Here is a 13,800-nt window from a genome sequence, read left to right as displayed (position 1 = left end):
TCGGAAACGCCGATTGACTTTAACTACCCCTGCGCCCATAGTGGACTTGAAGCTTTTCGAGCATCGTGATTTTCGTCCGGTCTTGCACCCTCCGAGGGCGCTTCATTGTTCGCGGTCCTTTCCTTGACAGGCTCATTTCGCGGGCGGTGCCCGCATTTAAAGGAAAGAGATTATGGAAACCGGAATCGTCAAATGGTTCAACGATGCCAAGGGCTTCGGCTTCATCATGCCCGAGAACGGCGGCAAGGATTTGTTTGCGCATTTCTCCGAAATCGTGAGCGAAGGGCATAAAGTGCTGCTGGAAAACCAGCGAGTCAGCTATGTCACCGCGCAGGGCGCCAAAGGCCCTCACGCTACGCAAATCCGCGCTTTGTGAATGAAGGCCCTTTGGGCCTTTTGATCAAATAGGGGGTTTCATGTTTCACAATAATATGGTCTACAAGGGCTATCGCCTTACCGCCAACGTTTCCCGCGTTTCCGTCGGGGGCAGCGGCCGGCCCGCCTTCACCGCAACCGTTGCGGTGGAACTTGCGGCAGATCAGGACAAACTCAACGAACACCACACCGTGCCGTTGTTCGCATCGGGCGGGTTTGTATCCAGCCCCGGAATGGCGGTGGACGCCGCGATCAATCACGGCCGGCTCGTGGTGGATGCGCACGCCAGGCCAGCTTGATGCCGTGCAGTACGCCCAGGAGATTCGCATGGCGAATTCAACCGGCAGGGCAGGCAGGGCGGAATCGGACGATCAAGGCCACGGGCGGTTCGCCGCACTGGCCACGTCATTCGCGCTTGAGCAACTGGACGCCGCCGAGCAGCGTATCTTGGCCTTACTTGGCGCCTCCGTCCTGAACCACTGGAGCGCGCTGCCTCACGGCACGAGGCAACGCCTCATGAGCCATGCGGCCGGGCAAGCCGAAATCAATTCTCCGCAGGTAAAGGCGCAGATCGCACGTTTCATGGCGGACGGCGTTGGCCGCCCCCTTGGGGACGCGCCGCCGGTCAGTATGCGGCCGGGCATCACGCGCGGGGTGCGCGACGACGATGACTTCGTCGACCGCGCCAAGACGGCCTACAAGCAGGACGGCGGGGCCGCGGAACCCGCGCACTACAGCCACATCAACGAATTTGATGGCAAGCGTGTCGTTGTCTTGCGCAACAAGCGCGGTGTGCTTGCCGTGTACGAAGACGTGGATGGCCAGGTGACGCGCCTGGCCCACTGGCCCGTATCCTGGGTGTGAGGCGGCCCGCCGGGTGCTTCATCGGCGAGCCGGCCATTGCCCCAAGGCGCATCCTGCCCTACAGCCCGAACGCCTGCTTCTCTTCCCCCGTCAGTTGTGCCGACTGGGCTGCCGTCAGCGCGCCGTCACCCACGACCCGCACCATGTTGTTGGGCCGGTAGGCCGGGATATCCGCGGCCTGGCCGTCTTTGGGCGCCACCGTCGACGTGCCTGAAGCCGATTCCTCGCCGAATCCCAGGATCTGCACGTTGATGATCGACGGCAGGTTCTGGCGCGCCTGGTTCTGCGCGCGCTGCGCCGAGTCCTGGGCGGCGTTGGCGGCAGAGGTGGCGGCGCTGCTGGCCGAGGTCAACGCACCGGTATTGACGCTAGGGGCGGCCGGGATGCCGGCGCTTTCGCCTTGCGTCTTGATGTTGGCGGCATTCAGCACGGATTGCGCGCCAATGTAGACGTTGCCCGACACGCGGATGCCGGCTTCGCCCGCGTCGATGGTTCCCAGCGGCGCGTAAAGATCGACGTCGCCGGCAAGCACTTCCGCCAGCGGCGCCAGTGTCGCGATGCCGGCGCCGCTGGCGGGCGCAGCGGGTGATAGGGTGATGTTGCCGACCGCGTCGTAGACCCGGCGCGGCGGGGTGTAGACCACCGTGGTTTTGGATCCGCGGCCGGCGTTGATGTCTCCCTGTGCCGACCACGCCAGGATGTTGCCGCCGAATGTCGTCATGACGCGGCTCTGGCCCAGCAGGATGCTGTCTGCCGCGTACAGCTGGATGTCGCCACGGCCTTGCGTCAGGACGCCGGCGGTGGCGGGGGGCGCGGTGCCTTCCACGCCATAGATTTGCGCGCCGCCCGGCGTCAACACCTGGATATCGCCGCCGCTGCGGGTCTGCAGGCCCGCGCCGCCGTACATCGTGACGCTGCCGCCACCGGCTTGCGCCGCGCCCGCAGCGGGCTGTCCCGGGAACAGCGCGGCGATGGCTTGCCGGCCGCGCAGATAGCTGCCTTCGCGCGGACCAGCCTTGTCGCCATACTCGCGGCCACCGGCGCGCAATTCGGCAAAGTAGACCTGGCGTGCGAAGACCCGTTGCTGCTCGGACGGCAGCCCATTGAAGAAGGCGCGGGCGTCGTCGGTGCTGCCGGCGAAGCCGTAGGCCTGGGTCAGCCACAGCAGCAGTTCGGCCTCGTAGGTCCTGAACGGCTTGCCCTGGTCCGTTAGCGGCAGACCAGGATCGGCGACGTCGGCGCCCAGATAGTGGCGCAGGAAGCCGGCATAGTCGGCACCTTGAGCGCCCAGCCCGCTTTGCAGCACGATGCTGGCGCCGGGGCGCGTGTCGCCGCGGACGACTGGCCCCAGGCTGACGACGGCGGCTTTGTCTTCCATCAGGATATTGCGGCCCGCGCTAAGCTCCAGCGTGCCGGGACCGGCCACGGTGAAGCTGCCGTAAAGGATGTCGCGGCCGGCCTGCACGACCGACACGTCGTTCGCATCGCCATGCACGAAAAGGTTGTCGATGTACTGATATGGGATGGGCGTGGACAACGCATCGGCGGGCCCCAACGGGCTGCCGCTGCCGACGATGTCCCGGCCGGCGATCATGCGTACCGGACCGCCCGCGGCGTACCAGTCGGTGCCGGTCACGACATTGCCGTTGTCCGTCAGCTGGATCAGCCGGCCGCTGCTGACGCCGACGAGATCACCGTCCTTCGCGTAGAAGCGCGACGGCGCCACGACGCCTGACGTGGCGGCCGACAACGACCCGAAGGCGAACAACACGTTATCGCGATAGGCACCGTCCCTGGACAGGTTGGTGGGGCCCCAGATAATGTCGCTGCTTTCGGCCGCCTTCACCTTTCCGGCAAACGCCGGGCGGTAGATCGATGCCAACGCGCCGGGATCGGCGCTGGTGCGGCCAAAGGAGGTGTTGCCGCCATAGAGCGAGTGGCCGGCCAGCAAGTCCAGGCGGGACAGGGCACCGGGCGCCAGGGCGATCGTATTGTTGTACTGGATATCTCCTTGAGCAGCCACCGACGAGAACTGCGACGGGTAGATGACGATGCCGTCATTGTCGTTGCCGGCCCTGAATACCGGCGCCACGTCGCCGCCCGCGCTGAACAGATCGATGGCGGTATTGGGCGTCCATAGTGAAAACCAACTGTTGGATCCGTAGACGCCCAGCGTGCCGTCGGCCTGCGTGTATGGCATGGACACGGGCAGGAGGAAGCGGCCGGGGTCCCTGGCGGTCTGGACGACGAGGGCGCCCAGGCTTTGCAGCTGGAATGCGCTGTCTCCCGGCGTCAGCGTCAACGCCCCCGCAGGCTCGTAGGTGCTTGCCTGGAAGCGGTCCAGCGCGCGCGTGTCGCGTGCCGCCCGAAGGTTGTAGATCGGGTCCATCCGGCCCATCGAGGCGGCTTGCAGCAGCGTCTGGCCGCGCAGGTTGGTGACCGCGCCCGAGGCTTCATAGAAGCTGGGCAGCGCAGGGTTCAAGCTGCCGCCGACCCGCAGGATGATGTCGCCGCCACCGGTCAGCGCCAATGTGCCGTCGGCCATCACGCGGCCCGTGCTGGCCACGGCCAGCGTCAAGGCCTGGCTGCGCGGGTTGATCTGGCGTTCCTGGTAACTGATGGGGTGCGAGGTGATGATGCCGGCGTCGCCGCGCACGTCGATGTCCAGGTTGCCGCCGCCCAGCGTGCCGAAGCCGGTGAAGCCGCGCAATTCATCGGCTTGGTCTGGCGCGCTGGAGGTATAGGTGCCGAAGTTCAGCCACCATGCGGTGGGCTGTGCCTGGCCTATCGCTGCGTCGCCGCTGCCCTGGCGCCACAGCCAGTTTCCGACCAGGTCGGAGGAGTAGCCGGTCGAGCGGGTCAATGGCCGCCCGTACGAAGCCAGGGATGCCGTCATCAGATCGCCGGTCAGGCTGGCGCCGGCACGCAGCGTCACGTTGCCACCGCCATCCGGATACCAGGCCCGGTAGACGCTTTGCGGCCCGCCGTCCACAAAGGCTTCGAAGCCCTTGCTCGGGTCGCGCAGCACGGTGCCGTCGGGATTGATCAGGCGCGGCTGGTTATAGGGGTCGCCCGCGTAGGTGCCCGTGGATGACGTGCCCGCGGTGTAGACGCCGTACAGCGACTGCATGCGCAAGCTGCCGCCCGCCAGCAGATCCAGGTCGCCAGTGCCGGTACGCAGCACGCTGAAGCGCGGGGTGGCAGGCGCGGGGATGTAGTTGTTCGCGCCGCTTGCGGCGCAGTACTCGGGGAGGTCGGCGCACAGGGCGCCGGCACTCGGATAGCCGAATGTGTCGCGGATGAAATCGTCGTCGATGACCTGCCCCACCAACTCCGGCATGCCGAGGTCGTCGGCGACCAACTGCGTCCAGACGAAGTTGCCGGGGCCATCAAAGCCATACATGCCGTAGTGGCTGTCGGCCAGCACCAGGTCCCCACGCTGAAGCCCGACCTTCGTGGCGTACTGCGTGATGCGTGTATCGGCTGCGCCCAGATCAGCGCCGCCGGCAAGCCGCATAGACCACGATTGCGAACCTTCAGGCAGCATGGGCGCCACGGCCCACACCTGGCCCTGGGCGCCGTCGACCCGAGGGCGCAGATCCACGTACTCCACCCCGGGCTCCAGAACCACGTTAGTGCCCGACGGGATCAGCGCGCCGCGCGGCAGGGTGACCGCGGCGGCCAGGTTCGCGTTGGCGGGCAGGGGAATGCCGGCAGGCCAGGTGACGGCGCCAAGGAAGGCCGTACTCGATAAGCGCGTGCCTGCCCCCAGGGCCATGCCGGGGGGCAGCGTCAACGCCTGGTGCAGTATGGTGCCGGCCGCGTGCGCCACCGTGCCGTCCGGGTTGAAGATGGGCGCCGATAGTACGGTGCCGGCGGAAAGCACCAACTCCTGGGCCAACGGGGCAGCCACGGGCAATACGGAATGTTCGGCAAGCATGCCGCCTTGCAGCATCAAGTCGTAATTCAGTATGGCGCCGACCGGGAACGCCGTACCGGCGGCCAGCACCACGCCGGCGTGGGGCGTGATCATGTCACCGCCGGTGAAGTCCCGGCCTGGCAGCAGGCGCCAGCCGTTCACGTCCTGCTTGACCTCTGGAGGCGGCGCGAAGCCGTCGTTGATGCCGCCGTGGATCTGCAGGTCCCCACCGGCACGGATGACCAGATTGCCCACTTCCCCCGAGCCGTAGACGCCCGGCCGCAGCGGCGTATGCGGGTTGAGACTGGCGTAGCGGAAACCGGACAGGTCAAGGTCGCCTTGCACCACCAGATTGCCGTCTGCGGTGGCGCTGCGGATCTCAACGCCGGGGCGCAGATGCAGGGCGTCGCCATAGGCGAGCAAGCCGGCCAGCCTGCCGTTGATCAGATTGCCGTTGGACCGGGCCCGGTTGATGAAGGCGACGCTGTCGCCATGCAGGCGGGTCAGGTAGGCCTGGTCGATGATCTGGTAGGGCTTGCCGTCCGCCGTCGTTTCGGTCCCTGGCGCTGCGTCCGTGTAGACCCAGACGCCATTGACCGCGATGCTGCGCGCGCCGCGGATGTCCAGCGGCCCGCGCGCGTCGATGTCGATGTCGCCGCCAGTCGCCCCACCCAGACGCGGCGCATTCAGCGCCAGCGTGCCTCGCGGGAGGCCGTCATGGCGGGGCGCACCCGTGCCGGCGCGCACATCGATGACCGCGCCTGCGTCCATCCGCAACTGGCCATTGCCCGAATTCAGTTCCACGATGGCGCGGTTGGGCGCGTCAATGATCTTGCCGTAGCTGTCCACGCGCAGCGCCGTGCCGTGCGCATCCAGCACTGCGGTGGACGCCAGGCGCAGTCCATCGCGCGCGGCCAGGCGGATGCTGCCCACGCCATCGCCACTGGCGTCAATGCGGCCGGTCACGGTCAGGCTGCCGGCATCGACCGAAATATTCACATTGCGGGCACGTACCTCGTCGCCGATGGCAAGGTTGCCGCGCTTGAGCTGCAGGCTGCGCCCGCCGAAGACCTGGCCCTCGTTCAGGCGTTGGTTCAGCGCCGCGAAGTCCACTTGCTGCGCTCGGATATCCACTTCGCCGAAGGCGTAGGGGACCAGGGTGCCGCCCGCGTCATAGCTGCCCGAAGCCATGCCCAGAATGCGGCCTTGCAGGTCCACGCGGCCAGCGTCCTCAGCCAGCGCCACGGCGGTCAGGCGGCCGGCGCGGTTGTGTTGGGCCGAGACGTCGATGGTGCTGCCCGCCGCTTGCGTGATGTCGCCTTGGCGGCTGTGGAGGCTGACGTCGCCGCCCCAGCTGTATTTTGTGATGTCGTCGAATGGTACAGGCCGGCCAGCTACGTCCAGATGCGCGCCAGGGCCCAGGATCAAGGCGTTGTCCGCGCTTGCGCTTAGCTTGCCGGTGGGCAGCGCGATGCGGCCGTTGATATTCAGCGTGCCGGCGTCCAGCGCCAGTTCCGCACCCAGTCCGCGCGCGTCGGGGGCCGAGGCGCTTGCCGGCGGGCTACCGAGGTTGATCGCGGCGCCCGCCTTGATCCGATTGATGGAGCCGGACTCGCCCGTCAGCAGGGGCGTCGACAGATTCAGGGTGCCGCCGCTGTAGCGCCAGCCGGACGCGGCATCGAAAGCCCCGCGCGACTGGTACACGGCCAGGCTGCCTTGATGATTGGCGGTGATGCGGTCGCTGGCGGTCAGGTTGACGTTGGCAAAACCCAGGGCCAGACGGGCATTGTCCAGTTCGCCCAACGGCTGGGTATAGGGCCCATACCCGAACTCGATGCGCTCGGCCTGGATATTGAGTGTGCCGCTGCCGGAGCCCGCCCCGTTATCGATCACGCCGACGGGCGGCGCGATCGATCCGTTCCAGATTAGGTTGCCCGCGCGCAGCGTGGCCACGTCGCCCGCCTGGCCATACCCGTAGATGGCCGGCGCCGTCAGCGCCAGGGTTTGCAGGCGCGACTTGCCGGTGGCGGGATCGGTCGTGTCCAGCGTGACGGTTTCGAAGAAGTTGAATGAGTCGCTTACGGCCAGGGTCAGCATCTCGAGCGCCGGCGCGGCGAAGCGCTGGTCGCCCGCCATCAGACGATTCAGCAGCGTCTGGTCCAGGCTAAGCCCTGCGCCAATTGTGCCGCGCGTGGCTGCGGCCGCCAGGGCCTGTTCGCTGCCGGCGTTGACGGCGCCCACGGCCAGCGTGAGGTAGCGTGCGCCGTAGCCGGCAGCACTACCCAGCTCGAAGGTCTTGTTGGTGACGGCCGCCAGCGTGCCTTCGGTATACAACAGGGATTCCCCGACGCAGGTAGCGCCGCAGACGCCGATGCGGATGGGACCGGCGCCTTTGGGTTCCTGGTCGGCGGTGGGAGGAAGCATGTTGATCCAACCGTTGGACAAGGCCAGGAGGCTGCTGGAGGATGCCCCATAGGTGTAGCCGGCAGTGGAATCAAAAGGCGCTTTGCCGCGGCCGATGGTGTTGATCGAGGCCCCGCGTTCGAGGGTGATGCCGGTGGCCAGGCCGCTGGTCACCAGGAAGACTTCGGCCGCCGAGAGCGACGCGCCCTCGCGCAGGACCACGGAGTTGAAGTGGGTGCGGGCGTAACCGAAGTCGACGGTATTGCTGTTGTTGGCATAGTCCACATTGGGGACGGCGCCCAGCACGAGGCGGGGCGCGCCCAGCGCGCTGAGCTGGGCAGAATCCAGCGATAAGCCCTCGAAGCCCGCACTGCGCCCCGCGCCCGGAGCGGTGACCTCGAGATGCCCCGCTTTGTCATCGCTGGACGAGACGGCGAACGTGCCGCCGTAGCCGGCTGCCGCGGCGGAAAAGTCGACCTGGCCCGCGAATGAAAAGGCCTGTCCTTCGGCGCCGCTCGCCAGATACGCCCGCAATGTGCGCGCGTCCGCGGGCAGCATGGCGCGCGGAACGCCGCGGCGCGCGCCGTCGGCTTGCACGAAGGCGGCGTAGTCCATCTCGTTGTATTGCGAGTACTGGCGCAGGACGTCGCCGGATGTGATCAACAGCTGCTTGGGTGTGGCCGTGGCGAGGTTCGTGCCGGCGGTACCGACGTTGCCCGCGATGGACCAGGAGCCGTTGCGCAGCGGTATCGCGCCCGAAGCGGCGGCGCTCGAAGCCAGCCCGTTGACTTCCACGCGGAATGCGCCTGGCATCAGGGCATAGGTCGAGGGCATCAGCGTATAGGTGCCGGCGGGCAGGCCGGGCACGCCGTTTCCGATCGTGACTTGCTGCCCGATCTGCGGCTTCTGGTTTCCGTCGGGCGTGGTGGGCGCCACGGGCGCCTGCACGCCGGGCACCAGCGCGTAGACGGGATTGGTGGCCAGGCCCGGCAGGGTGAAGCCCGCACCCTTGGCATTAATCTGCACCAGCGGGTTGAATCGCGCGTCGGTGGAGCCGCCGCGGCCCGTCACGAAGCCGGCGCCCAACAAGCGGCCGCCGCCGGACAGGTCCAGCATGGCGTTGCCGTCCACCCGAACCTCTTCGCCGGCCAGCTGGATTCCGCTGCTCAAGTCGCCGCCGATCGTGGCGGCGCCTGCGCCGGTCAACACGATGTTCTGCCCGGCGTATTGATAGGTCACGCCGTCGACGGTGCCGCCATAGGGCATGACCAGCCCCTGGCCGCTGACGGATGTGACGCTGCCCGGCAGCAGATTGACGCGGGAGGTCGTGCCGGTGGTATCCGCCACCCCCATTTCCACCAGTCCGAGCGGCGCGCGCACCACGCCGCCCTGGTCGATGATGTCGGCGGCCAGCCGCAGCTTGCCGAACGCGCTGTCCGGAAGGGGGGGAAGGGCGTCGTTATTGCGGCGAATGGTAAGCGTGCGGCCGGATTCGTAGCCGATGACGCCGTCGCGAGAGCCGTTCGGACCGACCACGATTCGCGTCACCGCTCCCGTGTCCGGATAGATCTGTGCGGCGGTCAGGCTTAGATTGCCCGGGGCAGCAAGCTGCGTGGTGTAGGGCTGGTTGGCCAGCGCAACCTGCGTGCCCCGGCCGCCCAGTACCCGTATGTCGCTCCGGCTGCGCAAGTCGGTCTGGGTGAAGCCGGTGCCGACGTAGCTGGCATCGCCATTCGGCGCCCGCTGCGTGGTCAGCGCGCCCAGCTGTACCAGGTCGCGGATATCGATGAAGCCGGCATCCGCGGTGAAGGTGGATTCGCTGATGCGCATGGACGGAGCAAGCGAGGATGACGGGCGGGTGTACAAGTCGGGCGCGCCATTGTCTGTGGCGCCTGCCAGCATCACATAGGGGGCGGCCAGCCGCACCCGGGCGGCGGTGGGCGCGGCTTCCGTCATGTTGAGCGACGTGCTGAACAGGCGCAGGCTTTGGCCCATGCGCAGGTCGACGTCCCCCGCGAAACTGATGGCACCGTTGCTCAGCAGGTTCAGGCTGCCGAACCCCCCGTCTTCCACCTGCGCGACGCTGAGGCCGCCGTGCCCATAGACAAGCGCGTCCGCCGCGGCCTGCGCGTCGGCAAAGTCGGCCAAGTCGTCGGGCAGGGCCTGTTGCGACAGGCGCAGATCGCGTCCTTTGTTCACTCGGGCGGTCATCGCCGCCGTACGGTAGACCGGCGCATCCAGGCCGATGGACAGGGTGCCGCCGGGCGCGCCGCTGCCGCCTGCAAGGGCGGTCATGCGGCCATCCAGGTACAGACCGTTGCCGGAACTGACGGCGATGTTGCCGCCAGCGCCCGCCAACATCGTCGGCACGCCATTGACCAGTACCGTGGCGGTGCTGCCCGAGGCGTCCAGGCGGCTGCCGGGGCGCGACACGATGAACAGGTCGGGAGACGGCGAGACGCCCAGCGATACGTCCACCTGGCTGCCCAGCACGATGCTGCCGCCGTCCTGCACGCGGCCATATGCCTGGCCTTGATGGTTGAAGGCGGTGGCGGCGCGGCCCGCGACGTCCAGCACGGCCGTTTCGCCCAGCCAGATGGAACGGCCGTGCCCGGCCGCGATGGCGTCGTCCGTCGACCCGGGGCGTATGCCCCGGGCCGCGATGGCGCCGCCCCACGCGTTGAGTGTGCCCTCCAGGGTGATCTGCCCGACGCCGCTCAGATCGATCTTCTGCCCCGGGTCGACCTCGACGACGGCGCCGCTGCCCACGCGCAATATCGTGGTTTCCAAATCGTCAGCGGTCGACAGCGGGGATCCGGCCTGCAGGACCAGGCTGGCCCCTTTGCGTTGCGTCAGCACGCTTTTGACGGGATTTTCCTGGTAGAGCTCGGGCGTCAAGGTCTGCAAGGCTTGCGACTTGTCCAGGATGGCGCGGATGCCGGAGGCATGGCGCTGGACCGGCATCGTCACCCGCACTTGCGCGCCGTCGGCAACCTCCAGTCCGTGCAGGCCAATCACCTCGTATTGCGAAAAGCCCATGTTGAAGGCGTCGTCGGACAGGACGGAGATCCTGGTCCCCGCCGCTTCCGCGAATGCCGCGTTGACCTGACTTGCCGCGACGATGCGCACCTTGTCTGCTTGCAATGACAGCTTTCCGCCGCCGTCCACGCCCTGCGCGGCAATCGTTCCTTCCTGGCTGAGGGCGGCATCAAGCCCCGCCATCAGCGTGACGTCGCCGCCTTTGCCGCCCAGGGTCTTGCCATTGGCCAGCACCGCGCCGCCGCCAGACACGTCCACGGCGCTGCCCGCAGCCAGCGTTACGCCCTGGGTGCTGCGCAGCGATACGCTGCCGCCCTGCCGATAGGCCAGTTCACCGGACGTGGCGGGCTTGGCAAGCAGATTGCTCCACAGGCCGCCGGTGTCCAACACCGCGCCCGCTGCGACCGTCACGCCCGTCGCTCCCCCGGCGGGGGCAAGGACCGGGGTGTCTTCGTTGCGGCCGTTGGCGTTCCATTGCTTGACGATATTGCCGGCCACGATTCGCCCGCCCGCCGTACTGACGCCGGCGTTGATATCGACCTGGGGCGCATACAGCACCACGCTTGCGCCCGGCGCGGCGTGCACGGCCTGATCCACCGCGATCCCTTCGGACCCGGCCAGTCTGATGGCGCCCAGATGGGCGGCGTTAAGCCAGGCGGCATCCAACCGGATCTCGCCGTGGCCGGCTGTGCCTGTGCCTGCCGTCACCTGGTTGGCGACACCGCCCAGCGTCCAGGCCAGCATGTTGGTGCCGGCATCGAAAATCGGCGTATAGCTTCCCACGGTCAACTGCGCGCGGCGCGCGACGGCCGTCTGCGATTGGTAGTAGCCGTCCATGTCCCATTGCGGCGCGTCGATCTGGCGCGCGCCCTGGTATACCTCGCCCGTCAATGTGCCCGCCAGTTGGGCGGCATGGGTGGATACGATCAACTGGCCGGCATCGCGGCCCACGGTGTAGCCGCTTTCAAAGCGCGTTTTTGGGGCGATCAGCGGGTTGTAGAACGTGCGCGTGGCCTTGTCGCCCCAACGGGCGTGGGTGTCTTCATACCCCTTGTACAGGCCGGCGTAAAGCAGGTCGCCGGGCGCTCGCGAGACCTCGTACAGGCGGCCGTCGGTGCCGCGCAGCCAGCTTTGGCGGATATCGCCGGCCTGCACGTCCAGCGTGCCGCCCGACAAGTTGATGTCGGAGCCGGCCTGCGTGACCAGTTCGCCGCCGGTGAAAGTGGCCGTGCCGCCTTGCGCCAGCCATTGGCCGGCGCCGTGTTCCGTGGTGGCCAGGTAGCCGCCCACTTCCAGCAGGCCGCCGCTGGTGTACCAGCGGTCGCCGATGTAGCCATGGGTGCCGCTGGCAACCTTCACCAGCGTGCGGCGGTCCACCCACACGTCGCTGTTGTTCAGCAGCTTGCTGTCGCGGTTGACCGGCGCGTCGCGCTGCTCGTTGCCCTGCACGTTGATTTGCAGGTTGTTCGATTCCATCGACACGCTGACACCGATGGCGCCCGCCACATCCAGTTCGGCGCCGTTTTCCAACACGGTCTGCCGCTTGGCCGAAACGGCGATCTGCCCGCCGGTGGCCAAGGTGACCGAGCCTCCCTGGAAGGACGCCAGATCACCTGTGACCACCTCGATGCGCGACAGGTCCATGCGGTCGGCGACCGTGCTCAGATGATCGAAGGCGCCGGTGGCCTTGTTGGTGGCGGAGCCGTCCAGCGTCTTGATGGCGGCTTGGCGCTGGCCGTCCAGGCCGGTCACGGCCGAGGCTTCCAGCAGCACGGCCGTGACGCTGTCCGCGCCCAGCGTCACGCTGCCTGCCGTGTCGCTGGCCCGGTTCAGCAGATGAATGGCGCCGCGCGCACCGATGTCGGTCGTGGCGATCAGTACGCCATCCTGGCGCACGGCGTGGCCCGTCATCGTGATGTCGCCGACAGGGGCGCTGATCAACCCGGTGTTGCGTACCTGTCCTGCCTGGCTGCCGGTGTTGAGTGTGGCGCCGACTTCCAGGCCCTGCGTCGTGGACTTGGGATTGCCGTCGGTGCCGTAACCGCGGCGGATGATGAAATCGTCGCCCGCGGCCAGCATGGCCTGGCCGCGCGGCGTGGTGACCGTGCCAGCGTTGTGGACGTTGCTGCCCAGCAGCAGCACGTAGCCGCCGCCCTTGGTCGCGGTCGTGGGCACGGCCGTGTCGATGCGCGCGCCAGCCTGCACTTGCACGTCGCCCAGCGCGTCCTTGAACGTGGGCAGCGTGCCGTCCTTATCAACGAACAAGCCTCGTTCGCGGAACTGTTCGTCGCTGATGGTGGCGGCCGCGGCCACCAGGTTGCGGGCGTTGACCTGGCTGGTGCCGCTGAAGATCACGCCGTTCTGGTTCACGACCAGCACCGTACCGTCGGCTTTGATCGCGCCTTGAATCTGGCTCGGTCTGGCGCTGGCGCCGACCACGCGGTTCAGGACCGCATCGCTGGCGGCCTGCTTGAATTGCACCGTGGTATTGCGGCCGACGTTGAAGGTGTCCCAGTTCAGGATCGCGCGGGACTGCGTCTGCTCGATCGTGACCGTATGCTTGCCGTTGCTTGACGATGACGTGGCGGCCTTGGCGCCTTCCCACCGGGCCAGCCCGCCCTGGGCTTCCCATAATCCGCCTTCGGTCCGGCCGTCGGGCAGGTCGGCGCCATTGGCCGCCGCAGCCGCGCGCGCGGCCGCTTGCGCGGCCTGCTGGGCGGCAACCGCTGCCGCGGCGCGATTCAGGTTGTCCAGGGACTTCTGCAATTGCTGGCGAGATTGCGCCTGCTGTTTGGCCCCGTTGCCGATGCCCGCCATGCTGCCGTCGGGCATGCGGCCCGTGCGTTGAGCCGTCGACTGGACGGTGTTCTTGTCCGCGAACCAGCCGGGGCTGAACGCGCGTGTCTGCGCTTGCGCCGCAGCGCTGGCGCTACCCGCGATCGCCAGCGCCGTCATGGCCTGCGACAGCGGGCTAAGCCGCCATGCGGGTCGCAGGCCGGCGCGGCGGTCGCGGGGCGAGCCGCGCCGGCCAAGGGGCGCCAGGGCGGGGGAGGGAACGGGGGGCGTAGCGGACGTAGACGAGGACATGGCGTGATTCAAGGATGTCGATGAAGGGCGGCAGTGACTAGGCCACCGTGCCCGCTTACTCATCTAGTCGAACGACGCCTTGGGACTCGGTACAGGAATCCGCGTGAATTTTT

General features: G+C 67.7%; 4 protein-coding genes. 3 read left to right on the top strand and 1 reads right to left on the bottom strand.

Going from position 1 to position 13,800, the window contains the following annotated elements:
- Window positions 1-172: 172 nt before the first annotated feature.
- The 3 genes from CQ050_RS02255 to CQ050_RS02245 are packed head-to-tail and all read left to right on the top strand — an operon-like array spanning window position 173 to window position 1,239.
- Entirely contained in the window at window positions 173-376 is a 204-nt protein-coding gene (locus CQ050_RS02255; protein WP_105555199.1) for a cold-shock protein, read from the top strand.
- A gap of 40 nt (window positions 377-416) precedes the next feature.
- Window positions 417-674 (top strand): hypothetical protein, encoded by a 258-nt coding sequence (locus CQ050_RS02250; protein ID WP_105555198.1) that lies wholly within the window; start codon window positions 417-419, stop codon window positions 672-674.
- A gap of 28 nt (window positions 675-702) precedes the next feature.
- A complete protein-coding gene (locus CQ050_RS02245; protein ID WP_105555197.1) occupies window positions 703-1,239 on the top strand; it encodes a hypothetical protein in 537 nt (178 codons plus the stop codon).
- A gap of 58 nt (window positions 1,240-1,297) precedes the next feature.
- Here CQ050_RS02245 and CQ050_RS02240 read toward each other — a convergent pair whose 3' ends face one another.
- Entirely contained in the window at window positions 1,298-13,687 is a 12,390-nt protein-coding gene (locus tag CQ050_RS02240; protein WP_105555196.1) for a filamentous haemagglutinin family protein, read from the bottom strand.
- Window positions 13,688-13,800 lie beyond the last annotated feature (113 nt).

Source organism: Achromobacter sp. MYb9 (assembly GCF_002975275.1).
In the GTDB taxonomy this organism is placed as follows: domain Bacteria; phylum Pseudomonadota; class Gammaproteobacteria; order Burkholderiales; family Burkholderiaceae_B; genus Achromobacter.
Note: the sequence above shows the minus strand (reverse complement) of the source record. Positions and strands in the feature narration are given on the sequence as shown.